This window comes from Streptomyces sp. 11-1-2, assembly GCF_003595545.1.
Taxonomy (GTDB): Bacteria; Actinomycetota; Actinomycetes; order Streptomycetales; family Streptomycetaceae; genus Streptomyces; species Streptomyces hygroscopicus_B.
Window position 1 is genome coordinate 3,377,889 of record NZ_CP022545.1, and the last position, 14,626, is coordinate 3,392,514.

16 protein-coding genes are annotated in these 14,626 nt (G+C 72.1%); 3 read left to right on the forward strand and 13 right to left on the reverse strand.

What is annotated here, in order from left to right; genetic code table 11:
* Nucleotides 1–127: 127 nt before the first annotated feature.
* The 11 genes from CGL27_RS14205 to hisI all read right to left on the reverse strand — a co-directional run bounded on the left by CGL27_RS14205 (nt 128) and on the right by hisI (nt 10,177).
* Nucleotides 128–859, reverse strand: a complete 732-nt coding sequence (locus CGL27_RS14205) for a VIT1/CCC1 transporter family protein (protein WP_078640878.1) — start codon at nt 857–859, stop codon at nt 128–130.
* Nucleotides 860–1,046: 187 nt separating this feature from the next.
* Nucleotides 1,047–2,045 (reverse strand): prolipoprotein diacylglyceryl transferase, encoded by a 999-nt coding sequence (gene lgt, locus CGL27_RS14210; protein ID WP_119987043.1) that lies wholly within the window; start codon nt 2,043–2,045, stop codon nt 1,047–1,049.
* Between the two features lie 70 nt (nt 2,046–2,115).
* Nucleotides 2,116–2,943: a thioredoxin domain-containing protein gene (locus CGL27_RS14215; RefSeq protein WP_162952978.1), complete on the reverse strand. Its 828-nt coding sequence runs from the start codon at nt 2,941–2,943 to the stop codon at nt 2,116–2,118.
* Nucleotides 2,944–3,046: 103 nt separating this feature from the next.
* Nucleotides 3,047–3,865, reverse strand: coding sequence for a tryptophan synthase subunit alpha (gene trpA / locus CGL27_RS14220; protein ID WP_078640880.1), 819 nt, complete (start codon nt 3,863–3,865; stop codon nt 3,047–3,049).
* Nucleotides 3,865–5,112 carry a tryptophan synthase subunit beta gene (gene trpB / locus CGL27_RS14225; protein ID WP_119987049.1) on the reverse strand — a complete coding sequence of 416 codons (1,248 nt, stop codon included), beginning with the start codon at nt 5,110–5,112 and terminating at the stop codon, nt 3,865–3,867. Before trpB ends, trpA begins: the two co-directional genes overlap by 1 nt.
* Before the next feature lie 290 nt (nt 5,113–5,402).
* Nucleotides 5,403–6,212 (reverse strand): indole-3-glycerol phosphate synthase TrpC, encoded by an 810-nt coding sequence (gene trpC / locus CGL27_RS14230; protein ID WP_014059953.1) that lies wholly within the window; start codon nt 6,210–6,212, stop codon nt 5,403–5,405.
* A gap of 160 nt (nt 6,213–6,372) precedes the next feature.
* The gene (locus tag CGL27_RS14235; RefSeq protein ID WP_119987052.1) at nt 6,373–6,783 is read right to left on the reverse strand and encodes a DUF2752 domain-containing protein; all 411 of its coding nucleotides are present in this window, start codon (nt 6,781–6,783) and stop codon (nt 6,373–6,375) included.
* 117 nt (nt 6,784–6,900) lie between these two features.
* The gene (locus CGL27_RS14240) at nt 6,901–7,155 is read right to left on the reverse strand and encodes an HGxxPAAW family protein (protein WP_119987055.1); all 255 of its coding nucleotides are present in this window, start codon (nt 7,153–7,155) and stop codon (nt 6,901–6,903) included.
* A gap of 297 nt (nt 7,156–7,452) precedes the next feature.
* Nucleotides 7,453–8,148 (reverse strand): TIGR02234 family membrane protein, encoded by a 696-nt coding sequence (locus tag CGL27_RS14245; RefSeq protein WP_078640884.1) that lies wholly within the window; start codon nt 8,146–8,148, stop codon nt 7,453–7,455.
* 67 nt (nt 8,149–8,215) lie between these two features.
* Nucleotides 8,216–9,706, reverse strand: a complete 1,491-nt coding sequence (locus tag CGL27_RS14250; RefSeq protein WP_078640885.1) for an anthranilate synthase component I — start codon at nt 9,704–9,706, stop codon at nt 8,216–8,218.
* A gap of 105 nt (nt 9,707–9,811) precedes the next feature.
* Entirely contained in the window at nt 9,812–10,177 is a 366-nt protein-coding gene (gene hisI / locus CGL27_RS14255; protein ID WP_078640886.1) for a phosphoribosyl-AMP cyclohydrolase, read from the reverse strand.
* A 107-nt stretch (nt 10,178–10,284) separates the two neighbouring features.
* Between hisI and CGL27_RS50020 the strand changes: the two genes are divergently transcribed.
* Together CGL27_RS50020 and CGL27_RS14265 are read left to right on the forward strand one after the other, a co-directional pair.
* The gene (locus tag CGL27_RS50020; RefSeq protein ID WP_162952979.1) at nt 10,285–11,313 is read left to right on the forward strand and encodes a hypothetical protein; all 1,029 of its coding nucleotides are present in this window, start codon (nt 10,285–10,287) and stop codon (nt 11,311–11,313) included.
* 83 nt (nt 11,314–11,396) lie between these two features.
* Entirely contained in the window at nt 11,397–12,029 is a 633-nt protein-coding gene (locus tag CGL27_RS14265) for a TIGR03085 family metal-binding protein (RefSeq protein WP_119987061.1), read from the forward strand.
* Nucleotides 12,030–12,083: 54 nt separating this feature from the next.
* Here CGL27_RS14265 and CGL27_RS14270 read toward each other — a convergent pair whose 3' ends face one another.
* Both CGL27_RS14270 and CGL27_RS14275 read right to left on the reverse strand, forming a co-directional pair.
* Complete coding sequence (locus CGL27_RS14270) at nt 12,084–12,914, reverse strand: endo alpha-1,4 polygalactosaminidase (RefSeq protein ID WP_107439047.1); 831 nt, start codon at nt 12,912–12,914, stop codon at nt 12,084–12,086.
* A gap of 278 nt (nt 12,915–13,192) precedes the next feature.
* Nucleotides 13,193–13,936, reverse strand: a complete 744-nt coding sequence (locus tag CGL27_RS14275) for an SDR family oxidoreductase (RefSeq protein WP_119987064.1) — start codon at nt 13,934–13,936, stop codon at nt 13,193–13,195.
* A 180-nt stretch (nt 13,937–14,116) separates the two neighbouring features.
* On the opposite strand from CGL27_RS14275, the gene CGL27_RS14280 reads away from it, so the two are divergent.
* Nucleotides 14,117–14,587: an OsmC family protein gene (locus tag CGL27_RS14280; RefSeq protein WP_119987066.1), complete on the forward strand. Its 471-nt coding sequence runs from the start codon at nt 14,117–14,119 to the stop codon at nt 14,585–14,587.
* Nucleotides 14,588–14,626: the final 39 nt, after the last annotated feature.

Sequence of the window (14,626 nt, forward strand, 5' to 3'; positions counted from 1 at the left end):
CTGGGCGACCAACGTCGCCATAGCGCGGACCGGGCGACTCTGCCCAAGCGCTTTCGGCTTATGCCCGCCTGTAAAAGGATCGAAACCGAGGAGTAACGGCGTAGTTATGCGGCTCGCCGTATGCCTGTCATCCTACGGCCGTCCCGAACAAAGCGCCCAGGGCATAGGTCACACCCGCCGCCGCGCCGCCCAGCGCGAGCTGCCGCAGCCCGCTGTACCACCAGGAACGGGCGGTCACCCGCGCCACCGCCGCACCACAGCCGAACAGCCCGATCAGCGCCAGCACCACGGCCGGCCACAGCGCCGAGGCGCCCAGCAGATACGGCAGCACCGGCAGCAGCGCGCCCAGCGCGAAGGAGCCGAACGAGGACACCGCCGCGACCAGCGGTGAGGGCAGATCGTCCGGGTCCACGCCCAGCTCCTCGCGGGCGTGTATCTCCAGCGCCTGCTCGGGGTCGCGGGAGAGCTGCTCGGCCACCTCACGGGCCAGCGCCGGCTCCACACCGCGCGACACATAGAGCGCCGCCAGCTCCTCCAGCTCGTCCACGGGATGCTTGCGCAGCTCGCGCCGCTCCACCTCCAGCTCGGCCTCGACCAGCTCGCGCTGCGAGGCGACGGAGGTGTACTCCCCGGCGGCCATGGAGAAGGCACCGGCCGCGAGGCCCGCCAGACCGGTGATCACGATGGTCTGCCGGTCCACCGCGCCGCCGGCCACACCGGTCATCAGCGCGAGGTTGGAGACCAGTCCGTCCATGGCTCCGAAGACGGCGGGGCGCAGCCAGCCGCCGGTCACATCACGGTGGGTGTGGTTGTCGCGGTGGGCGATGTGCGGGGGCTCGGCGGTATCGATGACGGACATATGAAGATGTACTCCCTTCGAGAAGGGTGCGGCGATGCGGCCCCACCCCAACGGTTCGAAGGTACGCACGAATTACCCCGCTCCGCCAGCAAGGAAGGCCGAACTTACCTCGCTGACCTGCGGAAACGTAAAGAGGCCGCCGAATCCCGAGGGGTCCGGCGGCCTGTTGGACGCGACGCGGCTCGCGTCAGGGTTTCTTGGAGGGCTCCGCCTCGGCGGCCACCGCACCGGCTTCGTCCGCGCCGCCGGTCTCGGCCGCGCCGCCGGTCTCGTCGGCGCCACCACTCCCGGCCGGAGCGCCGTCGCTCGCCTCGGTGGCGGTGGCCGGAGCCGGTCCGGCGCTCACATCCGCGCCGTCCTCGACCGCGGCGGGCTCGACGACCTCCTCGCGGCCGGGGGACTTCTTCGCGGAGATCACCAGATAGACCACCGCGGCCAGGAAGACCACGACGGACGTCCAGTTGTTGAGCCGCAGCCCGAGCACATGGTGGGCGTCGTCCACCCGGAGGTACTCGATCCAGAAGCGGCCCACGGTGTACGACGCGACGTAGAGGGCAAACGCACGGCCATGCCCCAGCTTGAAGCGGCGGTCCGCCCAGATCACCAGCAGGGCCACGCCGATGCACCACAGCGACTCGTACAGGAAGGTCGGGTGGTACGTGCCGGCCACCCGGCCCGCGTCGGCGTCGCCGTCGATCTTCAACGCCCACGGCAGGGTGGTCTCCTTGCCGTACAGCTCCTGGTTGAACCAGTTTCCCCAGCGGCCGATCGCCTGGGCGAAGGCGATGCCGGGCGCGATGGCGTCCGCGTAGGCCGGGAGCGGGATGCCCCGGCGGCGGCAGCCGATCCAGGCACCCAGCGCGCCCAGCGCGATGGCCCCCCAGATCCCGAGGCCGCCCTGCCAGATCTTGAACGCGTCCACCCAGTCACGGCCGTCGGTGAAGTACAGCTCGTAATCGGTGATGACGTGGTAGAGGCGGCCTCCGACCAGGCCGAAGGGCACCGCCCAGACGGCGATGTCGGCGACGGTGCCGACGCGGCCGCCCCGGGCGACCCAACGCCGCCCGCCGAGCCAGACCGCGACGAAGACGCCGATGATGATGCAGAAGGCATAGCCGCGCAGCGGGACCGGGCCGAGATAGATGACGCCGGACGACGGGCTGGGAATGTAAGCGAGGAGGTCCATGACAGGACCGACGCTACCGTGCCGGGCGGGCGATGCGGCAACCCACCCGGCAACGGCTGCGTAACAAGGATCAGTCCCGGGCCGCGGCGAGGACCATGCGCTTGAGCTTGTTGGGGCTCAGCGGCTTGTCGGGGTCGCCGTACACGGACTTTCCGCCCAGCAGCACCGTCGGCGTGGACGCATAGCCGGAGTGGGCGAAGACATCGTTGGACTTACGCACCCAGGCGTCGTGCCGGCCCTCCTCGACGCACTCGCGGAAAGCGGGGCTGACCAGCCCGGGAACCTGGTCCGCGAGCTTGATCAGCCGGGCGTTCTTCGCATAGCTGTCCCGGGTCTCCGCGGGCTGATGGCGGTAGAGCACATCGTGGTACGCCCGGAACTTCCCGGCGTCCTGGTCCTGGGCGCAGGCCGCCGCGTTCGCCGCGCGGACCGAACCGGTGCCGCCGAGGTTTCCGTCGATGATCGTCACCAGGTGGTACTCGACCTTCATCCGGCCCGCGTCCTGCAGCTCGTGGACGGTCTTGCGGAAGACATCCTCGAACTGCTTGCACCCGGGACAGCGGAAGTCCTCGTACACCGACAGGGTCACCGGGGCCGGCTTCCCGGCCTTGTCCGTCTGCCCGGCCTTCCCCGTCTTCTCCGCCATCCCCGAGGGGATCACCAGGCGCGCCTTGCCGACCGCTCCGCGCGGTGGCACCACGGAGCTGCCCGACTTGCCCGAGTCGTCTTCGGTCCTGGACGCGACCATGCCCACCCCCACGGCCCCGGCGAGGACGGCCACCACGGCCCCCAGGACGCCCAGCGTCCGCTTCCGCTTCGCGCGCGACCGCTCCCGCTCGCGCTGTTCCCGCAGGCGCTCTCGGGCGCCGCGCTTTCCCTCACGGTTTCTCTGACTCACGCCCTCGCCAACGAGGCGGAGGAGCACCGCCGAGCTCCTCCGCCCCGTTCTTCCCTCTAACGAGCGACCCTCCAACGGGCGAGGCGTCTAACGGGCGAGACGTCTAACGGGCGGCGCGCACGCCTTCCGCCAGCTCACCCGCGAGCTCGCGCAGCCCCGCGAGACCGGCCTCGGTGTCACCCTCGGCGTCCAGCAGCCGCTTGACGAAGGCCGAGCCCACGATGACCCCGTCGGCGAACGCCGCGACCTCGGTGGCCTGGGTGGCGTTGGAGACGCCGAGCCCCACGCAGACCGGAAGCGTGGTGGTGGCGCGGGTGCGCTCCACCAGCTCGCGCGCCTCCTGGCCCACCGATTCCCTCGTTCCGGTGACGCCCATCAGGGACGCCGCGTAGACGAAACCGCTGCCCGCCGCCGTGATCTTCGCCAGCCGCTCATCACGGCTGCTGGGCGCGACCACGAACACGGTCGCCAGACCGTGCTGCTCGGCGGCCTTCCGCCAGATCTCCGACTCCTGGACCGGCAGATCGGGCAGGATGCAGCCCGCGCCGCCCGCCTCGGCGAGATCGGCGGCGAACCGCTCGACGCCGTACCGGTCCACCGGGTTCCAGTACGTCATGCACAGGATCGGGGCGCCCGTCCGGGCGTGCACCTCGCCCACCGTGCGGATCACATCGCGGATCTTGACCCCGCCGCGCAGCGCGATGTCGTCGGCGGTCTGGATCACCGGTCCGTCGAGCACCGGATCGCTGTGCGGCAGCCCGACCTCGACGATGTCGCAGCCGCCCTCGATCATGGCGGTCATCGCGTCCACCCCGCCGTCGATGGAGGGGAAACCGGCGGGCAGATAGCCGACGAGCGCGGCGCGCCCCTCGTCCTTGGCGCCCGCCAGGACGGATCCCAGCAGCTCCAGATTCCCGGCCATCACTTCGCTCCCTGGTCGCTCTGCTGGTCGTAGAGCCCGAAGTACCGAGCCGCCGTGTCCATGTCCTTGTCGCCGCGCCCGGAGAGGTTGACCAGCACCAGGCCGTCGCTCCCCAGCTCACGGCCGAGGTCCAGCGCGCCCGCCAGCGCGTGGGCGCTCTCGATCGCCGGGATGATGCCCTCGGTCTCCGAGAGCAGCCGCAGCGCCCGCATCGCCTCGTCGTCGGTGACCGCCCGGTACTCGGCGCGGCCGATGTCCTTCAGATACGCGTGCTCCGGCCCGACGCCGGGGTAGTCGAGACCGGCCGAGATCGAGTACGGCTCGGTGATCTGGCCGTCCTCGTCCTGGAGGACGAACGACCGGGAGCCGTGCAGGATCCCGGGCTCGCCCTGGCTCAGCGTGGCCGCGTGCTCCCCGGTCTCCACACCGTGTCCGGCGGGCTCGAAGCCGACGATGCGTACGCTCTCGTCCGGCAGGAAGGCGTGGAACAGCCCGATCGCGTTGGATCCGCCGCCCACGCAGGCCGCGACCGCGTCCGGCAGCCGCCCGGTCCGCTCCAGGATCTGCCGCCGCGCCTCGACGCCGATCACCCGGTGGAAGTCGCGCACCAGCGCCGGGAAGGGGTGAGGGCCGGCCACGGTGCCGAAGAGGTAGTGGGTGCGGTCCACATTGGCGACCCAGTCCCGGAACGCCTCGTTGATGGCGTCCTTAAGGGTGCGGCTGCCGGACGTCACGGAGATGACCTCGGCGCCCAGCATCCGCATCCGCGCCACATTGAGCGCCTGCCGCCGGGTGTCGACCTCGCCCATGTAGATGGTGCATTCGAGCCCGAACAGCGCACACGCGGTGGCCGTGGCCACGCCGTGCTGACCGGCGCCGGTCTCGGCGATGACGCGGGACTTGCCCATGCGCTTGGTGAGCAGGGCCTGCCCCAGCACGTTGTTGATCTTGTGGGAGCCGGTGTGGTTGAGGTCCTCCCGCTTGAGGAAGACCCGGGCGCCCCCGGCGTGCTCGGCGAACCGCTGCACCTCGGTCAGCGCGCTGGGCCGGCCGGTGTAGTTGACCAGCAGATCCTCGAGCTCGGCCGCGAAGGCGGGGTCCGTCTTGGCCTTCTCGTACTCGGCCGCGACCTCGTCGACGGCGGCGACGAGCGCCTCGGGGATGAACTTGCCGCCGAAGGCGCCGAAATAGCCCTCGGCGCTGGGCACTCGACCCTCGGGGTCGGGGATGAAGAAGTCAGAGGACATGGGTGGTACTCCTCGATCGGGGCAGCGCCCCGCAACGGATGTGATGGGTGGGAATGCCATGGCCCACCGGGCAGAACGCACCGGATACGGCCCACGGCTACGGCCTGCAGCGCACTCTCAGCGCGTTGCCGTCCGACGCCATCGCCGCCCGTTGATCTGCCCCGGCTCGCATCCGATGTGGTAGCGCACGCGCCGCCCCCGCACCCGCCTCGCGGGCGCGCGGCAGCCCCGGGGCCGACAGCCCCGGGCCAGGCGCGCGTACGTCTCCATGGTCCGCCGGTCCCGTCCCGTCAGTCCCGGCCGTGGCGCAGCGCCGGGTGGGCGCCCGCCGCCACCAGATCGGCCACCGCGGCCTTGGGGTCGCGCCCGGTCACCAGGGACTCGCCGACCAGCACCGCGTCCGCGCCGTCGTTCGCGTAGGCGATCAGGTCGTGCGGACCGCGCACCCCCGACTCCGCGATCTTGACGATGTGGTCCGGGATCTCCGGTGCGACGCGTGCGAAGGTCGAGCGGTCCACCTGGAGGGTCTTGAGGTCGCGCGCGTTGACGCCGATCACCCGGGCCCCGGCGTCGACCGCCCGGACGACCTCCTCCTCGTCGTGCACCTCGACCAGCGGCGTCAGCCCGATGGACACGGCGCGCTCGATGAGCGAGACCAGCGCCTCCTGCTCCAGCGCGGAGACGATCAGCAGGATGACGTCGGCGCCGTACGCCCGCGCCTCCCACAGCTGGTACGAGGTGACGATGAAGTCCTTACGGAGCACCGGAATGTCGACCTTGGCCCTTACGGCTTCCAGGTCGGCCAGCGAACCGCCGAAGCGGCGCTGCTCGGTCAGCACGCTGATGACGGACGCGCCGCCCGCCTCGTAGTCGGCGGCGAGCCCCGCGGGGTCGGCGATCGCGGCGAGCGCGCCCTTGGACGGGCTGGACCGCTTGACCTCGCAGATCACGTTGACGCTGTCGCCCTTGAGCGCCGCGACGCCGTCCTTCGCCGGCCGGGCCTTGGCCGCCCGCTCCTTGAGCTCGTCGAGGGTGACGCGCGCCTGCCGCTCCGTGAGGTCGGCACGGACTCCGTCGATGATCTCGTCGAGCACACTCATCGAGCGGGCCCCCTTCCGTGACGGGGATGAAGCTGGCTTTGAATCCGCCGGGTGTGGTGGCAAGCCGCCTCACCTGGCACTGCGATGGTAGCTGCCGGGACGCCGAGGTCTCGCATCCGGTTGACGCGGACGGCCCCCACATGCACATACACAACAGCGGTCACGGCGCCAGTAGTCCCCCGAACGGGAAATTCCGGACGATTGTGAAGACCAGGGCCACCGCGCCGAGCGCCCCCGCATGCCACAGCCGCGCCGCCGGGAGGCGTCCGCGCACGCACCACACCACCCAGCAGACGGCGAAGAGCGCGTAACAGCCGACGGCGAGGGCGTTGTCACGCAGCGCGGCCGCCAGATCGCCATGGGCCAGGGCGTGGGCACCGCGCAGCCCGCCGCAGCCGGGGCAGTACAGCCCGGTGAGCCGCAGCAGCGGGCAGACGGGGTAGTGACCGGGCTCCCCGGGGTCGACGGCGCCGACGTAGCCGAAGGCGACGAGAACGCCCGCGAGCACCCCGAAAGGTGCCACGAGACGCCACCCCACGGGGGCCGGGGCGGTCGGCGGTGGTTCGCTCACACCGCCAAGTCTCCCCCGGGATCCACGAAGGCGCAGCTCAGGGCCGGTGCGCCGGCCTCCGTACGGCTCAGTGCCGAGCGCGGTGGAGGCGGGCGCGGCCCCGGGCCGCGCCCGGGCTCACTGCTGGGTCTGTGCCTGCGCCTGCGCCGTGGGCTGCGGCTGCGGGAGCGACTGCTGCTCCTTGGGCAGGCCCAGCCCGGCCGCGCGCATCGCCGCGCCGACGACACCGCCGAGGACGATGATCACCATGCCCACCCAGAAGCCGAGCGGGTTGGCCGCCACGGTGAACGCGCCGGCGACGCAGAAGCCGATGAAGGCGATGGTGACACCGGTCCAGGCGGCCGGGGTGTGTCCGTGGTTGTGACCCGCCATGAATTCTCCTCGTAGCTGTACTGCGCCTGGTCCGGGCGCTCGGGGGCGAACGCTCCCAGGCCATTGTCCCCGACGCGCGAAATGCCCTTGAGCGGGGGTGGACATTGCGGTCCGAGACGGGCCGGGGGCGCGAGCCCCGGCGGCTCTCAGCAGATCGACGGAAGTCGGCCGCGGTTGGGAGGTGCCGCGAAGGGGCGCGGGGCTGTGTCGATGTACGGCTCCGTCGCGTGGGCGCGATCAGCCACCACGGTGCCGCAGACGATCGAACAGCATCTCAGGGCACTTCCAGCGGAGCGCTTAGGCGCCCCGCTCGGTCTCCTGCCGCGCCGGGGCCTGGGTCGGGTCCTCGCCCCGGTCCAGGGCCTTCCACAGCTCCTCGGGGCGGTCCGGGTCGGGGGCGGGGCCGCCGCGCCGGGGGCGGCCCCGGCCCGCGGTGCCCTCGGTGCCCGCGCGCTCGTACCGCCCGGACATGGCCGGCCAGTGGCGGCCGTAGCCCAGGGCGAGCACGCCCGCGAGCAGCAGCAGCACACCGCCGACCGCGGCGACCCACGGCCAGGGCGTGTACGCCACATCGTGGATGGGGCTGTGGGTCAGACCGCTCACCTTGGACGCCTTCTCCTCCAGCGCCGCCTTGTCGGTCGCACCGAGGGCCGAGCTGACGACGATGCCCGCGCCGCTGAGGGCGAGCAGCGCCGAGACGGCGCCACGGCCGAGGCGGCGCACGGCGAAGACCGCGACCAGCGCGGCGAGGCCGACGATCGCCAGCGCACCGGGCAGCCCGGTGATGTCATCGCCGTTGGCACTCTGCGGGAGAGAGCCCTGGGCGACGGAGGCGGTGCCCTCGGCCCACTTGCGGCTGGTGGCCAGCAGGACGAGGGCCGCGCCGAGCGCACCGGCGAGCAGGGCGATGGCAAGGCTGCTTCGGCGGCCGCGCGCGGCGGGGGCGGAGGGCTCGTTCTCGGCCCTGGGCTGGGGTACGGCTGCTGCAGTCACGCCTACCACTATCCCCCACCCGGGTACGGGACCGTCCCCGGGTGGGGGATATGGGAACTACCGGGAACTACCGCCCCAGCCGGCCCGCCGCATGCACCGCCCGCAGCACCGCCGCCGCCTTGTTGCGGCACTCCGCGTCCTCGGCCGTCGGATCGGAGTCGGCGACGATCCCCGCGCCCGCCTGGACATACGCCGTGCCCTCGCGCAGCAGCGCGGTGCGGATGGCGATCGCGGTGTCGGAGTCGCCCGCGAAGTCGAGATAGCCGACACAGCCGCCGTACAGTCCGCGGCGGCTCGGCTCCAGCTCCTCGATGATCTGCAGCGCCCGCGGCTTGGGGGCGCCGGAGAGGGTGCCCGCGGGGAAGCAGGCGGTGAGCACGTCGAAGGCCGTACGGCCCTCGGCGAGGCTGCCGGTGACCGTCGAGACGATGTGCATGACATGGCTGTAGCGCTCGATCGACATGAAGTCGACGACCTCCACGCTGCCGGGCTCGCAGACCCGCCCGAGGTCATTGCGCCCGAGGTCGACGAGCATCAGATGCTCGGCCCGCTCCTTGGGGTCGGCGAGCAGCTCCTCCCCGAGGGCCGCGTCCTCCTGCGGGGTGGCCCCCCGGTGGCGGGTGCCGGCGATGGGATGCAGCATCGCCCGGCCGTCCTCGACCTTGACCAGGGCCTCCGGGCTGGAGCCCACCACGTCGAAGCCCTCGAACCGGAAGAGGTACATATAGGGGCTCGGGTTGGTGGCGCGCAGCACCCGGTAGACGTCGAGGGCACTGGCCGAGCACGGCGTCTCGAACCGCTGCGAGGGGACGACCTGGAACGCCTCGCCCGCGCGGATGCGCTCCTTGATGTCGTCCACGGCCGCCATGAAGTCCTCGCCGCCCCACAGCGCGGTGTACTCGGGCAGCTCGGACTCGGGCAGCGCGGCGGGGTCGGTCGGCACGGGGCGGACCAGGTCGGCGGCCATCGCGTCGAGCCGGGCCACGGCGTCCGCGTACGCCTCGTCCACGCCCGTGTCGAGGTCGTTGTGGTTGATCGCGTTGGCGATCAGCAGCACGGTGCCGTCCCAGTGGTCCAGCACCGCGAGGTCCGAGGTGAGCAGCATGGTCAGCTCGGGCAGGCGCAGATCGTCCCGCCCGTGCTCGCCGACCTTCTCCAGGCGGCGGACGATGTCGTAGCCGAGGTAGCCGACCATGCCGCCGGTGAACGGCGGCAGCTGGACCAGGCCCCCGAGGTCGCGGGGGGTGTGCAGGGTCTCGACGGTGGCGCGCAGCGCCTGGAGGGGGTCGCCCTCGGTGGGGACGCCGACTGGCGGGGTGCCCAGCCAGTGGGTGCGGCCGTCGCGTTCGGTGAGGGTGGCGGAGCTGCGGACACCGATGAAGGAGTAGCGGGACCAGGAGCGGCCGTTCTCGGCGGATTCGAGGAGGAAGGTGCCGGGGCGCTCGGCGGCCAGTTTGCGGTAGAGGCCCACGGGGGTGTCGCCGTCCGCGAGCAGCTTGCGGCTGACGGGGATGACGCGGCGGTCGGCCGCCAGCTTGCGGAAGGTCTCGAGATCCATCGTGACAACGTCCTGGGTCAAGGGCTGGGGAGCCCGGCGGGCGGGTGCGGTGATGGCCGGTCCACCGGCCGGTCTACCGGCCGGGCGGGAAGTCGTCCGGCCGGTCTACCGGCCGAGCGGGAGGTCGTCGGCGTCGAAGCAGGTGCGGTCGCCGGTGTGGCAGGCGGCGCCGACCTGGTCGACCTTGACGAGGATGGTGTCGGCGTCGCAGTCGAGGGCGACGGACTTGACGAGCTGGATATGGCCGGAGGTGTCGCCCTTGACCCAGTACTCCTGGCGGCTGCGGCTCCAGTAGGTGCAGCGGCCGGTGGTGAGGGTGCGGTGCAGCGCCTCGTCGTCCATCCAGCCGAGCATCAGCACCTCACCGGTGTCGTATTGCTGGGCGATGGCGGGCAGCAGGCCGTCGGCGCCGCGCTTGAGGCGGGCGGCGAGGGCCGGGTCGAGGGCGGAGGGGCGGTCGGAGCCGGTCATGCGACCATTCTGCACGCCCGGAGGGGGGTCTCCGCGAATGATCTCCGTCGGGCCGGTATGCCGGGCCCGATAGTCGGGTTGTCGGTGGAATGGGGCATGCTTCGGGCATGACGTTTCCGCCGCCGTCGAATGACCCCAACCGGCCTGGAAACGGCGGGGGGTTCGGTCCACCGCCGCAGCCGCAGCAGCAACCACCGTCTCAGCCCCCGCAGGCTCCTCAGCAGCAGCCGCAGGGCTTCGGGCCGCCGCCCCCGGCGGACCGGCCCGCGCAGCCGGGCGGTCCTGGGCCGCAGGCCCAGCCCGGTCCGTACGCCCAGCCCGGTCCGCCCGGGCAGCCGAGCGGCGGTTTCGGCCCGCCGACCCCACCGGCCCTGCTGCCCGGCGGGCCGCCTCCGGGCGCGCTGCCGCCGGGGGCCATACCTCCGGGCGCGCTGCCGCCGCCTCCCCCGCCGCCCGGCCCCGGCGGTTCCAAGGTCACGGCGGTCGTCATCGCGGCGGTGGTGGCCGTGGCGGTGGTCGTCGGCGCGATCGTCATCGGGACGAAGGACGACGGAGACAAGAAGACGTCGGCCGACGCCGGCCCGTCCGCCTCAGCCTCGGACCGCCCCCTCTCCTCGCCCTCGGACGGCGGGGCGTCTGGCGCCCCGCCGGGCTCGGAGGACCCCGGCCAGGGCGCGCCGCTGGGCGGCGGAAACGATGCCCCCGACGCGGATCCGGACACCTCGGATTCGGCGGCCCCGGACGCGTCGGAGTCCGGCGAGCCCGGTGACAAGGTGCCGTATGTGGTGCTCGACCCCGGCCAGTGCTTCGACCACCCGGCGATGGACAGCAGCGTCACCAAGGTCGAGAAGCGGTCCTGCCACGGCCCGCACGACGGCGAGGTGATCGCCAACGAGAAGCTGAGCGGCGACTTCTCCTCCGAGAAGGCGATTCAGACCAAGGCACTGTCGCTGTGCGGGACGGACGCCAAGAAGCGGCTCAAGACCATCCCCAACGACGGCCGGATGTATTACTACTACGCGCTGTATCCAGCGCTGGGCACCTACTCCATCCAGGGCGAGGACCGGGTCTCCTGCGCGCTCACACTGAGCGCCGCACGCGACGGCAAGAAGCTGAGCAAGCCCCTGCCGGGGTAGGCCCGGGCAGGACGCCCCCGCGCGGGGCGCGCGCGGCGGCGCTTCTCATGGCAGCGGGCGGGCCCCGGTCGTAGGGTGGACGTATGTCCACTCACGCGAAGCGCGAACGCCTGCTCCTCGCCGACCTCTTGGACGGCGCGGGCCCCGGGGCCCCGACGCTGTGCGAGGGCTGGAACACCCGCGATCTGGCGGCCCATCTGGTGGTCCGTGAGCGCCGCCCCGACGCGGCCGCCGGGGTGCTGGTCAAGCCGCTGGCCGCGCGGCTGGCCCGGGTGCAGGAGGAGTTCGCGGCGAAGCCGTACGAGGAGCTGCTCCGGCTCTTCCGCACCGGTCCGCCGCGGATGTCGCCGTTCGCGCTGAAGCAGGTGGACGAGGCGGCCAACGGCTTCGAGTTCTACGTCCACGCCGAGGATGTGCGCCGCGCCCGCCCGGAGTGGACGCCGCGCGAGCTGGACCCGGTCTTCGCCGACACGCTGTGGTCCCGTATCGAGCGCGGCGCCCGGATCTTCGGCCGCCGCTCCCCCGTCGGCCTGGTGCTGCGGCGTCCGGACGGTCGTACGGCGGTGGCCCACCGCGGCGTCCCGGTCGTCACGGTCACCGGTGAGCCGGGCGAGCTGGCGCTCTTCCTCAGCGGCCGCCAGGATGCCGCCCGGGTCGAGCTGGAGGGCGACAAGGAGGCCGTGGCCGCGGCGCGTGAGGCCAAGCTGGGCGTCTGAGACCGCGGCGCATCCCCGCCGCCATGCGGGCAAGCGGGGACGCGCCGGGATTCCCTAACAGGTCTCGCGGACGTAGTCCTCACCGTCGTCGGTCGAGACGTCCTCGTCCCGCAGGACGATGCTGAGCCGGTCGCCCCAGCCCTCGCACGCCTTGGCGAAGCCCTCCTCGCCGTACTCGACCACCACGACATGGTCGTCGTAAGCCTTGGCGAACTCACCGCACTCGTCGTACTCGCCGCACTCCTCGACCACCGCGAAGTCCAGCCCGGCCGCCTTACGGTCGGAGAGCAGCTCCGCGGTGTTCTTCTGCGCGATGGCCAGCCCCTGGGCGTGCGCGTGCTCCGACAGCAGGGCCATGAACTCCTTGGCGTGAGCGGTGGTCAGCAGCTTCTGGGAGCGCTCGTAGCTGTCGTAGTTGTCGGGCTCGACGGCGTCGAAGCCGTCCTCGGCGCAGCCGTCGATCCAGCCGTTGACCTTCTCCGCCACGCGCTCCCGCTTCTTGGCGGTACTGATGTCGAGCAGCGGTTCCTTCCACTGGGTGTCGATGACGAGATCGCCGTCGCGGTCCCGCAGCAGCAGGTCGTCGGGCCACTGGTCGCGCTCGCCCGGCTGAACCTGGAAGGCGTTGACGTAGCAGATGTTGTACAGCCCGTCTGCCGGGGAGTCCGCGCGGTCGCGGCTGACGATGTCGACGCCCTTCGGCGGGGTGTACTCCCCGCCGATCTGGTAGTCGAAGCCGCCATGGACGGGCGGCAGCGCCACTTCGGACGCGCTGGCCCCCGAGGACATGGACACGGCCACGACGGCGGCCGCGGCGGCCGCCGCCGTCGCCACCGACGCGAGGACCCAGCGGCGACGAAGGCGGGCGGCATGGCTGGCTGGCATGAAAGCTCCAACACTCGCGGGTAACGGCCCCGCCTCGGATGGCATCCGCCGTCCTGGCGACTGAGTCCGGGCTCGGGACCGGAACCGGACCCCCTACCGGCTGGGCGTACCTCTTGGGCGGCACGGGGGCGGTACACCCGTGCGGCTGTTGTGATCAAAGCGGCCCCCGGCAACGGCGTCAAGTCGGCAGCCCCCGGGACCGACCCGCCGGACCGACCCGCACCCGACCGCCACGACGCCCTCCTCCCGCGCGGCAGTTCGCGCCCCCGCCCGGGCCCCTACTGGGCGCTCGCGGCCGGGCGCACCACGATATCGTTGACGTCGACCCCGGCCGGCTGGCTGATGGCGTACGCGATGGCGTCGGCGATCGCGGAGGCGGGCAGGGCCACCGAGCGGTAGGTCTTCATGGCCTCACGCGCGCCCGGATCGGAGATGGAGTCGGCGAGTTCGGACTCGGTCACGCCCGGGGAGACCAGGCTGACCCGGATGTCACCGGCCGATTCCTGGCGCAGCCCCTCCGAGATGGCGCGTACGGCGAACTTGGTGGCGCAGTACACCGCGGCGGTGGGCGACACCTCGTACGCGCCGACCGAGGCGATGTTCACGACATGCCCGCCGCCCTGCTCCTTCATCACCGGCAGCGCCGCGGCGATGCCGTACAGCACCCCGCGCACATTCACATCGAGCATCCGGTCCCACTCGTCGACCTTCAGCGCCTCGAGCGGCGAGAGGGGCATCACCCCGGCGTTGTTGACCATCACATCCACCCGCCCGAACCGCTCCCGGGCGGCGGCCACGAAGGCCCGCATGTCCCCGGCCGCGGTGACATCCAGCCCCTGATACGCCGCGCTGCCGCCCTCGGCGGTGATCTGCCCGGCCAGCTCCCCCAGCCGCTCGGTCCGCCGCGCCCCCAGATACACCCGGTGCCCATCGGCGGCGAGCCGACGCGCGGTCGCCTCGCCGATCCCACTGCTGGCCCCGGTGATGAGCACGACCTTGCCCGTCTCGGTGATGGCGTTCATGGCGATATCCCTTTCGCTCCTGATCCCGTTCTGTCCTGCCCCACCGAGTCTGGGCAGGTCAGCGACCCCGTACCAGGACGCGCTCCTCCTGGGTGCGGCACACCCTGTCAGTGCGCCGCGCCATCATTGAACGAGCGCTTCGCGAACGAGCGCTTCACAACGGAGGGGAGCACACAGCAGATGGGCCGACAGCACTCCTACCGCGCCACCGTCCGGTGGACCGGCAATACCGGTTCGGGGACGAGTGGTTACCGGGGCTACGGGCGGGCGCACGACATTCTCGGGGACGGCAAGCCGACCCTGCGGGGCAGCGCCGATCCGGCGTTCCTGGGGGATCCGGAGCTCTGGAATCCGGAGGAGTTCCTGCTGGTCTCGCTCTCGCAGTGCCACATGCTGACGTACCTCTCCATATGCGCCCGGGACGGGGTGAGGGTCACGGCGTACGAAGACGTCGCCACCGGGGTGATGGAGGAGGCGGCCGGGCACAGCGGGCGCTTTACCGAGGTGGTGCTCAATCCGGTGGTCACCGTCGCGGACGCGGGGATGGTGGAGCGGGCGCGTTCGGCGCATCATGACGCCCATCAGACGTGCTTCATCGCCAACTCGGTCAACTTCCCCGTCCATCACCGGCCGACCATCCGGGTCGGCTGAGCCAGGTCGACTGGGCCAGGTCGGCTGAGCCGGGTCGGC

What these genes read in the sequence shown, in the direction of transcription:
- CGL27_RS14275 (WP_119987064.1), bottom strand. Translation starts at nt 13,936, where the DNA reads ATGAACGCCATCACCGAGACGGGCAAGGTCGTGCTCATCACCGGGGCC.
- CGL27_RS14270 (WP_107439047.1), bottom strand. Translation starts at nt 12,914, where the DNA reads ATGCCAGCCAGCCATGCCGCCCGCCTTCGTCGCCGCTGGGTCCTCGCG.
- trpC (WP_014059953.1), bottom strand. Translation starts at nt 6,212, where the DNA reads ATGAGTGTGCTCGACGAGATCATCGACGGAGTCCGTGCCGACCTCACG.
- hisI (WP_078640886.1), bottom strand. Translation starts at nt 10,177, where the DNA reads ATGACCGGCTCCGACCGCCCCTCCGCCCTCGACCCGGCCCTCGCCGCC.
- lgt (WP_119987043.1), bottom strand. Translation starts at nt 2,045, where the DNA reads ATGGACCTCCTCGCTTACATTCCCAGCCCGTCGTCCGGCGTCATCTAT.
- trpB (WP_119987049.1), bottom strand. Translation starts at nt 5,112, where the DNA reads ATGTCCTCTGACTTCTTCATCCCCGACCCCGAGGGTCGAGTGCCCAGC.
- CGL27_RS14240 (WP_119987055.1), bottom strand. Translation starts at nt 7,155, where the DNA reads ATGGCGGGTCACAACCACGGACACACCCCGGCCGCCTGGACCGGTGTC.
- CGL27_RS14205 (WP_078640878.1), bottom strand. Translation starts at nt 859, where the DNA reads ATGTCCGTCATCGATACCGCCGAGCCCCCGCACATCGCCCACCGCGAC.
- CGL27_RS50020 (WP_162952979.1), top strand. Translation starts at nt 10,285, where the DNA reads ATGACGTTTCCGCCGCCGTCGAATGACCCCAACCGGCCTGGAAACGGC.
- CGL27_RS14280 (WP_119987066.1), top strand. Translation starts at nt 14,117, where the DNA reads ATGGGCCGACAGCACTCCTACCGCGCCACCGTCCGGTGGACCGGCAAT.
- trpA (WP_078640880.1), bottom strand. Translation starts at nt 3,865, where the DNA reads ATGGCCGGGAATCTGGAGCTGCTGGGATCCGTCCTGGCGGGCGCCAAG.
- CGL27_RS14250 (WP_078640885.1), bottom strand. Translation starts at nt 9,706, where the DNA reads ATGGATCTCGAGACCTTCCGCAAGCTGGCGGCCGACCGCCGCGTCATC.
- CGL27_RS14265 (WP_119987061.1), top strand. Translation starts at nt 11,397, where the DNA reads ATGTCCACTCACGCGAAGCGCGAACGCCTGCTCCTCGCCGACCTCTTG.